Raw genomic sequence first — 15,308 nt, forward strand, 5'->3', positions numbered from 1 at the left:
TTAGTTCTGCACTTCTTGAGAGGTGAATTGTTGCTGACAACGGCGTTTGCCCTGCGCCAGCTGTTCCATAACGGTTTTCAGATTGTGCGTCGTGAGTGAGTAGTAGCGTTTAGCGATAATCGCGCTCAGCAAATAACAGATCGCCGGAACAATCGTGAATAGCGCGATAATGATGCTAATCGTGGCGCTGTTCTGCGCTTTTTCTGCCGCATCATATCCGCCATAAGCCAGCATCCAGCCGATAAGGGCACCGCCGAAGGCCAACCCCAGTTTGAGCACAAACAGCGTGCCCGCAAAACTGATCCCGGTCAGGCGTTTACCATTGCACCACTCGCCGTAGTCAACGGTATCGGACATCATTACCCACTGGATAGGTGTCACCAGTTGATGCAATACACCAATCACGAAGATGAAGACAAACATGGTGATGCTGGCCTGCATAGGAACAAAGAACATCGCCAGGCTAATCACTGCCAGCAGGGCGTTCGTCCACCAGAAGATAGTGACTTTACATTTCCAGTCGGTCAGCGGTTTTGCCAGTGCGGAACCAATCAGGTTACCCACGCAATAAGTGGTGAGAAAAGCGACAAACACTTCCGGCGTACCCAAAATCCATGTGACGTAATACATCATCGCCCCACCGCGTACGCACACCGCCAGGATATTGAAAATGGTTAGTAAACCGACAATCCGCCACTGGTCGTTTTGCCAGATATCACGTAAATCTTCCCGCATAGACGTCGTTGTAGGTGGTGCTTCAACGCGTTCTTTAGTGGTGAAGAAACAAAATGCCAGCATCATAAATGCCACCACGGAAAGGACCGCGATTCCGCCCTGGAAACCGAGTGGTTTATTATCACCACCAATTAAATTAACCAGTGGCATCATCAGCACAGTAGAGAGCATGCCTCCCGCGGTCGCCAGCACAAAACGCCAGGATTGCAGCGAGATACGCTGAGTCGGGTCATTGGTGATTACACCACCTAATGCGCAGTAAGGGATATTGACGATGGTATAAAGTAAGGTAAGCAGGGTGTAAGTAATTGCTGCATAAATCATTTTTCCGTTCATACTGAGATCTGGCGTGCTATAGGCCAGTACACAGACGATCCCGAATGGCAGTGCGCCAAACAGTACCCACGGACGAAATTTACCCCAGCGAGAGCGCGTTCGATCGGCCAACAATCCCATGCAAGGATCAGAAATTGCATCCAGTGCACGAGCGACCAAAAACATGGTTCCGACAAATCCGGCAGGAATGCCAAAAATATCGGTATAAAAGAACATCATATATAACATTACGTTATCGAAAATAATGTGGCTGGCGGCGTCTCCCATGCCATAACCAATTTTCTCTTTAACGGACAACACTTCACTCTTCATCTGCTTTTCCTTGATGCTATAGGGGTGCTGAGACCGATAACGCATTTTGTAAACTATCCCTGCGAGAGCGAATATTCTGATATCTGGTTATTAATTTATGATTCTTGTTTTATGTGATCGTGGTAGCGTTAACTCTGCCTATATATCATTGTAAAATATGAATTTTATATAAATTATAATGTTTACGTGATAATACGCTGCGTGTATTAGGCGGAAAAAAATGTTCTGGGGGATGTAGAAACTCAAGGAACTAGCTATAATGCGCCCCGCCTCCATGTAGCAATCGAGGCGCGGAAGATCGTCGTCTCCGGTGAGGCGGCTGGACTTCAAATCCAGTTGGGGCCGCCAGCGGTCCCGGGCAGGTTCGACTCCTGTGATCTTCCGCCAATTTGCCTCTCCTGAACTCTCCCGACGTCAACAACACTCCTTCGGAGGCGACATGTCAGACAAAGACTTAACCCAGCCCCCAGCAGGCGAATTTATTATGTTTGCCAGCGGTGACGGTGCAGTGCGCGTTGAATGTCGCTTTGAACAAGAAACACTCTGGCTCCCTCAGGCAACCATCGCAAACCTTTATCAGATCACTCCTCAGGCCGTCACTCAGCACATTAAAGCGATCTATGAAGAAGGTGAACTTGACCAAAACGCAACCTGTAAGTCTTACTTACAAGTTCAACAGGAAGGTAACCGCCAGGTAAGTCGCAATAAGCTACATTACAGCCTGCCCGTAATACTCGCTGTCGGCTATCGCGTTCGCTCGCCTCGAGGCACGCAATTCCGCCAGTGGGCAACGCAGACGCTTCAGGAATACCTGATCAAAGGTTTTGTGATGGACGATGAGCGGCTGAAGAATCCGCCTGTCGGTTCATCGGTTGTGCCCGACTATTTTGCTGAGATGCTCGAACGCATCCGCGATATTCGCGCCAGCGAGCGTCGGGTATATTTGCGGGTGCGGGAGATCTTTGCTTTAGCTGCCGACTATCAACCATCACTAAAAGAAACCACGCAATTTTTTCAAACCATCCAGAATAAACTGCATTTTGCCTGTACCGGGCATACGGCTGCGGAACTCATCCACAAACGAGCAGATGCCAGCCAGCCGCACATGGGCTTGACCAGTTATAAAGGTGAAGAGGTACGTAAGGGCGACGTGACGGTGGCAAAAAATTATCTCACCCAGGATGAGGTCAGCGAACTTAATCGCGTGGTTAATATGTGGCTGGACTTTGCCGAGGATCAGGCCCGTCGTCGTCAGCAGGTCTTTTTGCGCGACTGGCAGGATAAGCTGGATCAGTTCCTGCAATTTAACGACCGAGAGGTTCTACAAGGCGCGGGTAAAATCAGCAAGAAAATGGCCGATGAAAAAGCGCAGGTGGAGTATGTTCAGTTTGCCGAACAACAACGGCGCTTAAAAGAAGCCGAAGGTGAGAAGGATATTGAACGTTTGCTGCAGTGGGATAAAACAACCAATAATTGACCATCAGCAATCAACTACTGTATGCATACCCCCCCAAATTACATGTGCAATAATTTCACTATGACATTACAATCCATGGTGAAAATAACACTGCACAAGGATTGTCATCATCAAACTCATCGGAACGATTTTTTCTATCGCCATTGGTGTAATACTGATAGTAAGTATCCTTTCAGGAGATTACTTTTGCCGTGTGGGGCATGGCACTTGTAAAGCAGCCAAAAGCGCGAGGCATTTAATTGAAAGCAAAGAGAAAAACAGAAGTAGTCGAGTCAAGGTCTTTAGTACGCGTATTAATTTGAGTCATCCAGCGGCATCCTGGCAAGCAACTCAAACTTGCGCTAACAATATATTCAATCTGTTTCAAAACAATAATGCCCTTTATTTATTCGAAAACGATAATAAAATTGAACTGCGTATGGGGTATGATTCTTTTTTCTCTATTGAAACGATTGATAAAATTCACAAAGAAAATATCAAAGAGATAAAACTAATAAATGAGACAACATATGTTTCCCTGCCTAATCCAACCATTTTAATAACCACGACATCAACACCTGAACGACAGTTTTCTATTTCTGTTCTGGATGATGGCAACAAAGAAAATTTACCTACCGATACCGCACCTTGTTTTACAATTGATATTCCTGATGAATATACTAAAGCCATAGAACTATTGAACATTAAATAATTAAATTTCATATTGCGTTTTTAGTGAGATTTTTTAAATGCCATGTGAATAATTGTTATATGTCATTATTTCCTCCATTCACTAAAACTGAATGATTACTCTACTCCCCCACCGTCATCGGTAGTGGTATCCTTGACGTATATTGATGAAAAGACAAAACTGAATGCCGAGGAAAATATGAGTTCGAGCAGAAAAGGAATGCTGAACGTACTGATTGCTGCCGTATTGTGGGGAAGTTCAGGCGTTTGTGCGCAATATATTATGGAACAAAGCCAGATGTCGTCGCAGTTTTTAACTATGACACGTCTGATTTTCGCTGGGTTTATTCTGCTGACGCTCTCTTTTGTCCACGGTGATAAAGTTTTTTCGGTACTACAAAATCGTCATGACGCACTGCGACTGCTGATTTTTTCTATCGTGGGCGCACTCACCGTGCAACTGACCTTCTTGCTCACTATTGAGAAATCAAACGCGGCCACCGCGACAATACTGCAATTTTTATCACCTACCATTATCGTCGCCTGGTTTGCTATCGCCCGTAAGGCTCGCCCTGGGATTCTGGTATTGACCGCTATTTTTACTTCACTGATCGGCACTTTTTTGTTGGTCACTCATGGCGATCCCACTTCTTTATCCATTTCTCCCGCCGCGCTTTTCTGGGGAATAGCCTCAGCGTTTGCCGCCGCGTTTTATACCACTTACCCTTCCACGCTTATCGCCCGTTACGGGACGTTACCTATTGTCGGCTGGAGTATGTTATTAGGTGGCCTGATTCTTCTGCCTTTTTACGCCAGACAAGGCACTCACTTTATGGTGAATGGCAGTTTGATACTGGCCTTTTTCTATCTGGTGGTGATCGGTACAGCGGTAACATTTAGCCTTTATTTGAAAGGCGCACAGTTAATTGGCGGACCGAAAGCCAGTATATTGAGTTGTGCTGAACCGTTAAGCAGTGCTTTTTTGTCACTACTGCTGTTGGGTATTACCTTCACCGTACCGGACTGGTTAGGTACATTGCTGATTCTCTCATCGGTGATCTTAATTTCAATTGACTCCCGTCGTCGTATCAGAAAAGCCTGACAACCTGGCACTTCTTACTGATTGCGCCATACATATTTCGTACAGGTAGATGAGGGAAACAAAAGCTGTCTACACTTACTCTTTATACAATGTGGAGCTAAAAGGGTGAGTCCATGAAACCAACGATGCTGTTGCTTATTACTGCCTTTTTCATCTTGCCAGGCCTCGCACTGGCCGATTCACCATTCAGTTCGCTGCAATCGGCAAATGAAAAAAAGACCGTATTAGCGGATTTACGGAAAATATGTACTCCACAAGCGTCAATATCAGAGGAGGCCTGGGAAAAGATGATGTTGTCTGACGAAAGTAATCAGCAGCACATCCGTGAGGCTATTGTGGCGATGGAACGCAATAACCAGAACAATTACTGGGAAGCGTTAGGCAAGGTTGAATGCCCGGATATGTAGACGTGAAGTCGTCGCTTCACGTCACACATTTAGCACTTAACGTGAACGTACATCGGGAATAATTAAATCACCACGCAAAACATATGAACCCAGCATCGTCTGCGTTTTCTCGTTAAGCCAACTGACTATACGGGCGGCCATTTCGTCCAGCGAATATTCTATCGCCGGAATGGTCGGTATCCCCGGAAGATGAACAGTACCCGCCAGACTAAATACCATAATGTCCTCAGGAACAGATTTATTAAACGCCTGCAATTGCGGTATCACCCGCTGTGCTTGCTGTTCATCAGCAACTAATAACGCATTAAAGTTCAGTGTTGAGGCGTTATTTAGCAGCTCCTGCAAGGCCACTGAGGAAGAGATTGCTTCCATAAAAACCAGATTACGGTTAAAGGGAAGAAAGTTTTTCTCCAGCGCGTGTTTATAGCCCAGTAAAACCTGGTCAGAAAATCCCATACCGTGTGGGTGGATGAGAGCGATTTGTCGTCTGTTCTGACTTATCAGATAGTTACAAGCGGTTTCAGTCGCGAATGTGTGGTCGAACTGAATACTGTTAACATCATTACCCGTCTCAAGGCAGTCCACCAGTATCACGTTTTCCTGATGAATATTCAGTGGGAAACGCGCACCAATAATCAGCACGTCATCACACAAACCACAGCTCAGCTCATCAAGGGCGTTCTTCACCTCGGCTTTATTGCTGGCGAAGCGAAGAAGTAGATGTTTTTGATGCTGGCTGAGATGTTTTTCCAGAGCGTAAAGATAACCGGTGGTCTGATTAATGTTTTCCTGAGCACAAATTACACCGATACAGCCCGTAGATTGCGTCAGCAGTGACTGCGCAATGACATTGGGACGATAGTTTAGCTCTTCGACGGCTTTCAATACCGCGAGACGGCTGGCTTCTTTAACACCACGCGATCCGCTCAACACCCGAGATACCGTCGCTTTTGAAACGCCAGCCAAACGCGATACATCATTGATAGTAGACATCATTCTCCCCTGACAGAGCAGCCCTGGCTCCCACAATCCTGAATTCCTGTTGGCTTAAATATTAGCCACTCGCAGTATAACTGTTTCCGTTTTTTAATGGAAACCGATTTTCCATGACACATCAAAACTGAGCTAATAATGATAAAAATGTGAACAGAATCGAAATAATAACGCGACTTTATAGCGAAATCTGATAGCCGTCACAGTTTGTGTTTCCATTAATGGAAACCGGTTTCCAAATGATATCAAATCAATTGCGAAATAGATTTTTACATTCAGAGGATGTGTCAGATGGTCAGGATTATGTTGTGTTGCTCTGCGGGGATGTCAACCAGTCTGCTGGTGAAAAAAATGGTCGAGGCCGCAGAAAGTAGAGAGCTACCGGTAGAGATAGATGCCTACGGAGTTTCCGAATTTGATATTCAGTTTCCAAGATATCAGGTGGTGCTACTCGGACCGCAGGTAAAATATATGTTAAACATGCTCGCAGAAAAGGCCGCCCCCCAGGGAATACCCGTGAAAGCCATTGATATGGCGGACTACGGAATGCAACGGGGTGACAAGGTGCTGGATTACGCTCTGTCGCTTATTGCAGCGACACATTAGAAAGGTGTCATTATGAGTTCGTTATATCAATCAATGGTTGCCGTTATTGAACAATCCATCACACCGCTTGCCGGGAAGCTGGGGCAGCAAAAATATGTGATTGCCATCCGCGACGGTTTTACTGCCGCTCTACCGTTTATGATCATCGGTTCGTTTATGCTGGTGTTTATTTTCCCACCGTTTTCGGCTGAAACAACCAACAGTTTTGCCCGAGGCTGGCTGGATTTCTCCGCCACCTACCGTGAACAGCTAATGTTGCCATTTAACCTCAGCATGGGAGTGATGACTTTCTTCATCTCAGTAGGGATCGGTGCCAGTCTTGGGCGACAGTTTAATCTCGATCCGATTATGTCTGGCTTGCTGGCATTTATGGCATTTTTACTGGTCGCAGCGCCTTACGCTGACGGCAAAATATCGACTCAATATCTTTCCGGGCAAGGTATTTTCACGTCGCTGATTACTGCGATTTATGCCACTCGTGTGTACGCCTGGTTAAAACAACACAACGTGACAATCCGCTTACCCAAAGAAGTCCCTACTGGGGTGGCGCGTTCCTTTGAGATCCTTATCCCGGTTCTGGTGGTCATTGCTACGCTACACCCACTGAATCTGTTTATTGAAGCCCAGACTGGAATGATTATTCCTGAGGCGATCATGCATCTTTTAGCGCCACTGGTCTCTGCCTCTGATTCTCTGCCTGCAATTCTGCTGTCTGTTCTGATGTGTCAGATTTTCTGGTTCGCAGGTATTCATGGTTCACTGATTGTAACAGGCATCATGAATCCCTTCTGGATGGCAAACCTGTCGGCAAATCAGGCAGCTCTTGCCGCTGGCGCGGCGCTTCCTCACGTTTATCTGCAAGGTTTTTGGGATCACTACCTGTTGATTGGCGGTGTCGGCTCGACGTTACCGCTGGCGTTCTTGCTATTACGCAGCCGCGTTGCTCACTTGCGTACCATCGGAAAAATGGGCGTTGTCCCCAGTTTTTTCAACATCAATGAGCCTATTCTGTTCGGTGCGCCGATCATCATGAATCCGATGTTGTTTATCCCGTTCGTTTTCGTGCCAATTATTAACGCCATTCTGGCCTATACCGCGACCAGACTGGGCTGGCTGGCACAGGTTGTCTCATTAACGCCATGGACTACACCTGCTCCAATTGGCGCCTCCTGGGCTGCCAACTGGGCACTTAGCCCGGTAGTGATGTGCATTATCTGTATGGTGATGTCGGCGCTGATGTACCTCCCATTCTTGCGCGCCTATGAACGCTCTTTGCTGAAAAGCGAAGAACAAAAAGCGCAGGATCCCGTCTCCGTGGCCAATGCAGCCCGTAGCAACTCATAATGAATCAAGGAGTAAGAACAATGAGATACCGTTTTCCCGACAACTTCTGGTGGGGTAGTGCTTGCTCTGCGCTGCAAACCGAAGGGGATAGTCTGAACGGCGGCAAAAGCCAAACCACCTGGGATGTATGGTTCGAGCGCCAGCCCGGCCGCTTCCATCAAGGTGTTGGCCCGGCGAACACATCAACCTTTTATCAACACTGGCAACAAGATATTGCCCTGCTGAACCAGTTAAAACATAACAGTTTTCGCACCTCGTTAAGCTGGTCTCGCCTGATACCAGACGGTACTGGTGACGTAAATCCTGAAGCGGTGGCGTTCTATAACAATGTCATCGACGAGCTGCTGGCGCAGGGCATCACACCGTTTATCACCTTGTTCCACTTTGATATGCCGATGGTGATGCAGGAAAAAGGTGGCTGGGAGAGTCGTGAAGTCGTAGAAGCTTTTGGTGAATATGCCCGTACCTGTTTTGAACTGTTCGGCAACAGAGTGAAGCACTGGTTTACCTTTAACGAACCGATTGTGCCGGTAGAGGGCGGTTATTTATATGACTTCCACTATCCGAACGTTGTTGATTTTAAACGTGCTGCGACAGTGGCTTACCATACAGTTCTTGCGCACGCCACGGCAGTTCGGGCATTCCGCCGCGGTAATTTCGAAGGTGAAATTGGCGTGGTGCTCAACCTGACGCCTTCTTATCCACGCTCGCAAAATCCGGCTGATGTTAAAGCCGCACACTGCGCTGACCTTCTGTTTAACCGCAGCTTCCTCGATCCGGTGCTAAAAGGGGAATACCCGGCAGACCTTGTAGCATTACTGAAAGAGTACGATCAGTTGCCGCAATGCCAGCCTGACGATAGTCAACTAATCGCCGACGGAAAAATTGACCTGCTGGGGATAAATTATTATCAACCCCGACGCGTTAAATGCCGGGATAGCGCCGTAAACCCCAATGCCCCCTTTATGCCGGAGTGGTTATTTGACTATTACGAGATGCCTGGGCGAAAAATGAATCCTTATCGGGGATGGGAAATTTATGAACCCGGTATTTACGATATCATCTCCAATCTTCGCGATAATTATGGTAATCCTCGTTGTTTTATTTCTGAAAATGGGATGGGTGTAGAAAACGAGCAGCGCTTTATTCAGGAAGGGCAGGTCAACGATAGCTATCGTATTGAATTTGTCGCTGAACATTTAAAATGGCTGCATAAAGGAATTAGCGAAGGGTGTAATTGCCTTGGCTATCATATGTGGACGTTTATCGATAACTGGTCATGGCTTAATGCTTATAAAAATCGCTATGGTTTTGTTCAGCTTGATCTGGAAACGCAAACACGCACGATTAAAAAAAGTGGTGAGTGGTTTGCGACAGTTGCAGAAAATAACGGTTTTGATTGCGAGAAACAAAAATGATCGAACTAGAAGATGCAGTTATGGAAATAATCGTCAATGCCGGCCAGTCACGCAGCCTCTGTTTTGAAGCGTTACACGCGGCACGTGCCGGGAACTTTGATGAAGCCAAACAGCTGCTACGTGAAGCTGACGGTTATTCGTGTCAGGCTCACCATATGCAAACCAAATTGATCGAACAGGATGCTGGTGAGGCCCGACAGCCAATGACATTAATTATGGTACATGCACAAGATCATTTAATGACATCAATGCTGGCACGAGAATTAGCAGAAGAAATAATTCATCTTTATCAAAGATAATTGATTAATGCTTAGTGAGGAGCATCCATTTGATAAAATAAAACCTCTGTTTTACCAGAAAATAAAATAGATAAACCACCCTGTTTCGGTAGTTAAAAACAAACCGAAACAGGCTGCTTATTATCATAAAACAAATTAATACACACCTTATATTTATTATGCCCACCGCATAATGAATTATAACGTGTGCGTGAGATAATCATGAAAAAGATAAAAACACTTCCAGTTACCCTGGCGGTTATTGCCGCTTTGTACTCAATATCTGCCCAGGCTCAGGAATTTACTCAGGAACAAATAGACGCCATTGTGGCAAAAGCCGTCGATAAAGCATTAGCCGAAAGGCAAGAAAAAATGGATGCCGCGGCAGCAAAAAAAGTGGATGTGATTAACGAACCGGAAAGTGCTGCACAGTCTCCGGATATGGCAATTCCCTTTGGCGTGAAATTTAGTGGTTATGCCCGTTATGGGGCTCACTTTCAAAGCGGTGATCAAAAATATGTTGCTGTAGACGGCTCCTATAATGGTGCATCTGCAATTGGTCGTCTGGGGAACGAAGGTAACGGCGGAGAGTTTCAGTTATCAAAAGCCTTCAAGAGCGATAACGGCGCAATCTGGGATGTCAATGTCATGATTGATCACTGGGGCGACGAAGTTAACCTGAAAAAAGCCTACGCTGGTGTCACCAATGTTCTGGCATCCAATCCTGACGCTTATATCTGGGCTGGTCGTGACTTCCACCAGCGCCCGCAACAGGGCATTAATGACTACTTCTGGATGACTCACGATGGTCAGGGTGCCGGGGTGAAAAATTTCGACATTGGTGGCATCAAGTTTGACCTTGCTACTGTCGCAGCGGTTGAATCCTGTAATCCTGAAGTGATGGAGGATGAGACTAATCCATCACGCATTACCTGTACTGGCGGGTCAGGAACGGGCGACAAAGGCAATTATGCGGTAACGTCCAAAATTCATGGTATGAAACTGGGGCCACTGGATCTTGAGTTGTACGCTAACTACGGATTCGACTCAAAAGCAGTCGAAGGTGAAGACAAACTGAAAGCCTGGCAGGGGGCATTTGTTGTAAGCCATAGCAATGACAGCGGAGTGAATAAAGTCATTGCCCGCTACTCTGATAATTCCGATAACAGTGTTTACAATAAAACTGACGATCTCACGACAATTTACGCCAGTTTTGAAGGTAGTCATAAATTTACTCAGCAGGCGCAAATCGAGTATTTACTGGCCTTCCATGATTACGACAACAGTTCTATTAAGAGTGATAACCGCAAAAACTATGGCGTAATTGTCCGTCCTATGTATTTCTGGAATGACGTTCACTCCACCTGGCTTGAGGCGGGTTATCAACGGGTTGATTATGATAAAGGCGGAGATAATTCCGGCTGGAAGCTGACGCTGTCACAGAACATTTCTATTGCGATGGGCCCGGAATTCCGCCCAATGCTACGTTTCTACATGACGGGCGGGCAAGTTGATAATGACCGGACTGCACGCGTCAACGGTACAAAAGAGGAAACGCTTGACGACTTTAACCTTGGTGCGATGTGGGAAGCCTGGTTCTGACAGGCCACTCACATTGAGTTAATGCAACCAAAACACGCCTTCTTCTGGCTGGAAGAGGGCGTTATAGCGCATTTGGAAGGCATTAATCTCCTGCATATCTGGCTCTAACTCACGGAGAAAACCCAGCGCCAGACGGACCTGGGCATCAGTGATCGGCGCAGCAAGACGCGCTTTTTGCAACAACCGATGCCAACGTAACAAGTTCTGCTCACTACCATCGACAATCACAATTTGCCAGATAAGTAACACCTGAGCAGCATTTTGCAGATGAGATTCATCCGGGCGATGCAAATAATATAAAAACTCTTCACCAGGCATTTTACCCATCTGATCGATCATCGATTCTACAGGTACAACATCAATATTAAGTCGTTCGCTTAAACGGCGAATCGCCCGTCGGGTGCCTGACGTCAGAACCCGAAAACCAACCACAAACACCACCACGACGGTGGCAAGCATTATCCAGATCATGCGTTCTCCTGCGTATCCACTTTTGATGATATCTGGAAAAGTGCGGGGGATACTAACTCTGAGATGGATTTTAGTGCTGACAACGACAACATACCGAAATGATAAAGCGGGAGAAATAAACTTTCTCGCAAGATTCCCATCATGATAAATTCTCCATGCCGTTTCATCCTGAATATATCTCCACTACGACGGTTAACGAGTAATAGACATTTAACGCAATTCTCTCAAATAAGTTTGGCCTTTATTTTGGGTAAATTACGGTGAAATACAGCAAAAGGACAAAATATGGATCAGGCGATTAACCATAAAATCCACTACATCAGTCGCCAACAACGGCAAGAAATCTTAGCTATTGCACGTGGTGAAGCCGTTGCTGATTATCTTATTGAGAATGTTGTAATTCTTGATTTAATTAACGGTGGAGAAATCGCTGGCCCGATTGCCATTAAAGGGCGTTACATCGCGGGCATTGGTTCCGAATATAATGACGCGCCGACATTACAAAGAATTGATGCTCACGGAGCAATAGCGGTGCCAGGGTTTATTGATGCTCACCTGCATATTGAATCCAGCATGATGACGCCGGTCACCTTTGAAACCGCTACCCTGCCGCGCGGCCTGACGACCGTTATTTGCGACCCTCATGAAATCGTCAACGTGATGGGCGAAGCCGGTTTCGCCTGGTTTGCCCGCTGTGCCGAACAGGCAAGGCAAAACCAGTACTTACAGGTCAGCTCTTGCGTACCCGCTCTGGAAGGCTGCGATGTTAACGGTGCCAGTTTTACCCTTGAACAGATGCTCGCCTGGCGGGACCATCCGCAGGTTACCGGCCTTGCAGAAATGATGGACTACCCTGGCGTAATTAGCGGGCAGAATGCGCTGCTCGATAAACTGGATGCATTTCGCCACCTGACGCTGGACGGTCACTGCCCGGGTTTGGGTGGTAAAGCACTTAACGCCTATATTGCTGCGGGTATTGAAAACTGCCACGAAAGTTATCAGCTGGAAGAAGGACGCCGGAAATTACAACTCGGTATGTCGTTGATGATCCGCGAAGGGTCCGCAGCCCGCAATCTCAACGCGCTGGCACCGTTGATCAACGAATTTAACAGCCCGCAATGCATGCTCTGTACCGATGACCGTAACCCGTGGGAGATCGCCCATGAAGGACACATCGATGCCTTAATTCGCCGCCTGATCGAACAACACAATGTGCCGCTGCATGTGGCATATCGCGTCGCCAGCTGGTCGACGGCGCGCCATTTTGGTCTGAATCACCTCGGCTTACTGGCACCCGGCAAGCAGGCCGATATCGTCCTGTTGAGCGATGCGCGTAAGGTCACGGTACAACAGGTACTGGTGAAAGGCGAGCCGATTGATGCGCAAACCTTACAGGCGGAAGAGTCGGCGAGACTGGCACAATCCGCTCCGCCGTATGGCAATACCATTGCCCGCCAGCCAGTTTCCGCCAGCGACTTTGCCCTGCAATTCACGCCCGGAAAACGCTATCGGGTCATTGACGTTATCCATAACGAATTGATTACGCACTCCCGCTCCAGCGTCTACAGCGAAAATGGTTTTGATCGCGATGATGTGTGCTTTATTGCCGTACTTGAGCGTTACGGGCAACGTCTGGCTCCGGCTTGTGGTTTGCTCGGCGGCTTTGGCCTGAATGAAGGCGCGCTGGCTGCGACAGTCAGCCATGACAGCCATAATATTGTGGTGATCGGTCGCAGTGCTGAAGAGATGGCGCTGGCGGTCAATCAGGTGATTCAGGATGGCGGCGGACTATGCGTAGTACGTAACGGTCAGGTACAGAGCCATCTGCCGTTGCCCATTGCGGGGCTAATGAGCACCGACACGGCGCAGTCGCTGGCGGAGCAAATTGACGCATTGAAAGCCGCCTCCCGTGAATGTGGTCCGTTACCGGATGAGCCGTTTATTCAGATGGCGTTTCTTTCCCTGCCAGTGATCCCCGCACTGAAACTGACCAGCCAGGGGCTGTTTGATGGTGAAAAGTTTGCCTTCACCACGCTGGAAGTCACGGAATAATAAAAAAAGCCCGGCGTCATGCCGGGCAAAAGTCACCAGTTACGTTTATGCCACTGTCAACTGCTGAATCTTTTTCTCGCGGCGGATTTTGCGTTCTTCCATCACCGCCACTATCGCCATCAGGCAGATACAACCAATCGCGGCGATATCCAGTGCGGCAAAGGTGCCTGCCCAGCCGGTAAGGCCGAATACCGGCGTACCATCGGCAATCATCCCCAGCCCTAACTTGGCAAAGCTGTCGCCAATCAGGTAAGCGAAGGTGCCTTTAATACCATCGGCAGCGCCAATGGCTTTTTTAGGTACAAAACCAACAGCAGCCACACCAATCAACAATTGCGGGCCAAAGACCAGGAAACCTAACGCAAAGAGAGAAGCCAGGTAGATATATTCGTTGCTGGCATGTTGATACACACCGAGCGTGGCGATAATCAGCGCCAGCGCGATGCAGGCCACCAGGCCACGGCGACCGTTCGCCAGGTCAGAGAGCCAGCCCCACAACAGCGTCCCCACCAGCGCACCAGCTTCAAACAGCGTAAAGCCCTGAATCGCCACCGCTTTAGAGAGTTTCAGTTCCTGGAACGCATACACGGTTGACCACTGGTCGATACCAATACGCACCACATAGAGGAAAATGTTGGCGAAGCACAGCAGCCAGATCACTTTGTTTTTCAGCACATACTCAACAAAGATCTGCCACTTGGTCATATCGGTAGATTCTGTCTCTTTGTCCTCTTCGCTGATCTCTTCGCCGAACAGTTCTTCAGCTTTGCCGAGGCCATAAGATTCCGGGGAGTCGCTGCCGTAACGCAGGCCGATAAAACCGACAATCAACGCGATGATGGACGGGAAGATAAACATGCCGATCACATGGCCGTCAAACAGGTAATTTGCGCCGAACAGCGCCACACCTGCCGCGCCCGCACCGCCAAGATTGTGAGAAATATTCCAGAAACCGAGGAACGTCCCGCGCTTACGACGCGGCGTCCATTTGGTGATGGTGGAGTAACTGCACGATCCCCCGGTACTCTGGAAAAAGCCGCTTAAGGCGTAGAAGGCAATCATCAGGAACAGACTAACCGAGCCGCTGCCCATACTGGCACTGAAGCCCAACATACAAATGGCAGACAAGATCAGCATGAACGGCAGGAATTGTTTGGTGTTTTTGCCGTCGGCGTAATAGGAAACCAGTGTTTTACCCACACCATAAGTGATGGAGAAGCCCAGGCCGATCATCCCCAGCTGCGTCATGCTCAAGCCGTAGGTCGAGATCATGTCGTTCTGCGCGATGTTAAAGTTCTTGCGAATCAGGTACATCGTCAGGTAGCCGATAAAGACCACCAGGTAGGATTGCATGAACGGTTTGAACCACATTTTGCGCCGCACTTCGAGCGGAAGATCCAGGGTCGGCTTGCGAACCTGGTTTAAGAAAGCCAGCATGGGTTACTCCTGAAATGAATACCTGCGTGAGGTATGCATTGTAAAAATCAGCAGCAAATCAGGCCTGAG

The 15,308-nt window shown here is 47.8% G+C and carries 14 protein-coding genes and 1 tRNA gene; 11 read left to right on the forward strand and 4 right to left on the reverse strand.

The window, feature by feature from the left end; translation table 11 throughout:
- Positions 1 to 1,383 carry a glycoside-pentoside-hexuronide family transporter gene (locus K0335_RS12040; protein ID WP_000834422.1) on the reverse strand — a complete coding sequence of 461 codons (1,383 nt, stop codon included), beginning with the start codon at positions 1,381 to 1,383 and terminating at the stop codon, positions 1 to 3.
- 292 nt (positions 1,384 to 1,675) lie between these two features.
- Here K0335_RS12040 and K0335_RS12045 point away from each other — a divergent pair.
- The 5 genes from K0335_RS12045 to K0335_RS12065 all read left to right on the forward strand — a co-directional run bounded on the left by K0335_RS12045 (position 1,676) and on the right by K0335_RS12065 (position 5,038).
- A tRNA-Sec gene (locus K0335_RS12045) sits at positions 1,676 to 1,770 on the forward strand.
- 52 nt (positions 1,771 to 1,822) lie between these two features.
- A complete protein-coding gene (locus K0335_RS12050) occupies positions 1,823 to 2,860 on the forward strand; it encodes a virulence RhuM family protein (protein WP_001280583.1) in 1,038 nt (345 codons plus the stop codon).
- Between the two features lie 193 nt (positions 2,861 to 3,053).
- The gene (locus tag K0335_RS12055) at positions 3,054 to 3,551 is read left to right on the forward strand and encodes a hypothetical protein (RefSeq protein WP_104920006.1); all 498 of its coding nucleotides are present in this window, start codon (positions 3,054 to 3,056) and stop codon (positions 3,549 to 3,551) included.
- Between the two features lie 177 nt (positions 3,552 to 3,728).
- Positions 3,729 to 4,631, forward strand: coding sequence for a carboxylate/amino acid/amine transporter (locus tag K0335_RS12060; protein WP_219393840.1), 903 nt, complete (start codon positions 3,729 to 3,731; stop codon positions 4,629 to 4,631).
- Positions 4,632 to 4,744: 113 nt separating this feature from the next.
- Positions 4,745 to 5,038 carry a YicS family protein gene (locus tag K0335_RS12065; protein WP_000805248.1) on the forward strand — a complete coding sequence of 98 codons (294 nt, stop codon included), beginning with the start codon at positions 4,745 to 4,747 and terminating at the stop codon, positions 5,036 to 5,038.
- A gap of 36 nt (positions 5,039 to 5,074) precedes the next feature.
- Here K0335_RS12065 and K0335_RS12070 read toward each other — a convergent pair whose 3' ends face one another.
- Entirely contained in the window at positions 5,075 to 6,031 is a 957-nt protein-coding gene (locus tag K0335_RS12070; protein WP_000104282.1) for a LacI family DNA-binding transcriptional regulator, read from the reverse strand.
- A 291-nt stretch (positions 6,032 to 6,322) separates the two neighbouring features.
- Here K0335_RS12070 and K0335_RS12075 point away from each other — a divergent pair, with 291 nt between their 5' ends.
- The 5 genes from K0335_RS12075 to K0335_RS12095 all read left to right on the forward strand — a co-directional run bounded on the left by K0335_RS12075 (position 6,323) and on the right by K0335_RS12095 (position 11,279).
- The gene (locus K0335_RS12075; protein WP_104918100.1) at positions 6,323 to 6,637 is read left to right on the forward strand and encodes a PTS sugar transporter subunit IIB; all 315 of its coding nucleotides are present in this window, start codon (positions 6,323 to 6,325) and stop codon (positions 6,635 to 6,637) included.
- 12 nt (positions 6,638 to 6,649) lie between these two features.
- Positions 6,650 to 7,981: a PTS cellobiose transporter subunit IIC gene (locus tag K0335_RS12080; RefSeq protein ID WP_000097183.1), complete on the forward strand. Its 1,332-nt coding sequence runs from the start codon at positions 6,650 to 6,652 to the stop codon at positions 7,979 to 7,981.
- A gap of 20 nt (positions 7,982 to 8,001) precedes the next feature.
- Entirely contained in the window at positions 8,002 to 9,399 is a 1,398-nt protein-coding gene (locus K0335_RS12085; RefSeq protein WP_219393841.1) for a glycoside hydrolase family 1 protein, read from the forward strand.
- Entirely contained in the window at positions 9,396 to 9,698 is a 303-nt protein-coding gene (locus tag K0335_RS12090) for a PTS lactose/cellobiose transporter subunit IIA (protein WP_104920003.1), read from the forward strand. Before K0335_RS12085 ends, K0335_RS12090 begins: the two co-directional genes overlap by 4 nt.
- 201 nt (positions 9,699 to 9,899) lie before the next feature.
- Positions 9,900 to 11,279 (forward strand): carbohydrate porin, encoded by a 1,380-nt coding sequence (locus K0335_RS12095; RefSeq protein ID WP_096266556.1) that lies wholly within the window; start codon positions 9,900 to 9,902, stop codon positions 11,277 to 11,279.
- Between the two features lie 18 nt (positions 11,280 to 11,297).
- Here the strand turns inward: K0335_RS12095 and K0335_RS12100 are convergent, their stop codons facing one another.
- On the reverse strand, positions 11,298 to 11,750 hold the full coding sequence (locus tag K0335_RS12100; protein WP_000637827.1) for a DUF1198 family protein: 453 nt from the start codon (positions 11,748 to 11,750) through the stop codon (positions 11,298 to 11,300).
- A gap of 285 nt (positions 11,751 to 12,035) precedes the next feature.
- On the opposite strand from K0335_RS12100, the gene adeD reads away from it, so the two are divergent.
- Positions 12,036 to 13,802, forward strand: a complete 1,767-nt coding sequence (adeD, locus tag K0335_RS12105) for an adenine deaminase (protein ID WP_104920002.1) — start codon at positions 12,036 to 12,038, stop codon at positions 13,800 to 13,802.
- A gap of 45 nt (positions 13,803 to 13,847) precedes the next feature.
- Here the strand turns inward: adeD and uhpT are convergent, their stop codons facing one another.
- The gene (uhpT, locus tag K0335_RS12110; protein WP_000879194.1) at positions 13,848 to 15,239 is read right to left on the reverse strand and encodes a hexose-6-phosphate:phosphate antiporter; all 1,392 of its coding nucleotides are present in this window, start codon (positions 15,237 to 15,239) and stop codon (positions 13,848 to 13,850) included.
- Positions 15,240 to 15,308: the final 69 nt, after the last annotated feature.

It is taken from the genome of Escherichia sp. GZ89 (genome assembly GCF_019366485.1).
GTDB lineage: Bacteria > Pseudomonadota > Gammaproteobacteria > Enterobacterales > Enterobacteriaceae > Escherichia > Escherichia fergusonii.

Coding starts and splice junctions, on each gene's coding strand:
- K0335_RS12040 (WP_000834422.1), bottom strand. CDS start 1,383: ATGAAGAGTGAAGTGTTGTCCGTTAAAGAGAAAATTGGTTATGGCATG.
- K0335_RS12050 (WP_001280583.1), top strand. CDS start 1,823: ATGTCAGACAAAGACTTAACCCAGCCCCCAGCAGGCGAATTTATTATG.
- K0335_RS12060 (WP_219393840.1), top strand. CDS start 3,729: ATGAGTTCGAGCAGAAAAGGAATGCTGAACGTACTGATTGCTGCCGTA.
- K0335_RS12065 (WP_000805248.1), top strand. CDS start 4,745: ATGAAACCAACGATGCTGTTGCTTATTACTGCCTTTTTCATCTTGCCA.
- K0335_RS12070 (WP_000104282.1), bottom strand. CDS start 6,031: ATGTCTACTATCAATGATGTATCGCGTTTGGCTGGCGTTTCAAAAGCG.
- K0335_RS12075 (WP_104918100.1), top strand. CDS start 6,323: ATGGTCAGGATTATGTTGTGTTGCTCTGCGGGGATGTCAACCAGTCTG.
- K0335_RS12080 (WP_000097183.1), top strand. CDS start 6,650: ATGAGTTCGTTATATCAATCAATGGTTGCCGTTATTGAACAATCCATC.
- K0335_RS12085 (WP_219393841.1), top strand. CDS start 8,002: ATGAGATACCGTTTTCCCGACAACTTCTGGTGGGGTAGTGCTTGCTCT.
- K0335_RS12090 (WP_104920003.1), top strand. CDS start 9,396: ATGATCGAACTAGAAGATGCAGTTATGGAAATAATCGTCAATGCCGGC.
- K0335_RS12095 (WP_096266556.1), top strand. CDS start 9,900: ATGAAAAAGATAAAAACACTTCCAGTTACCCTGGCGGTTATTGCCGCT.
- K0335_RS12100 (WP_000637827.1), bottom strand. CDS start 11,750: ATGATCTGGATAATGCTTGCCACCGTCGTGGTGGTGTTTGTGGTTGGT.
- adeD (WP_104920002.1), top strand. CDS start 12,036: ATGGATCAGGCGATTAACCATAAAATCCACTACATCAGTCGCCAACAA.
- uhpT (WP_000879194.1), bottom strand. CDS start 15,239: ATGCTGGCTTTCTTAAACCAGGTTCGCAAGCCGACCCTGGATCTTCCG.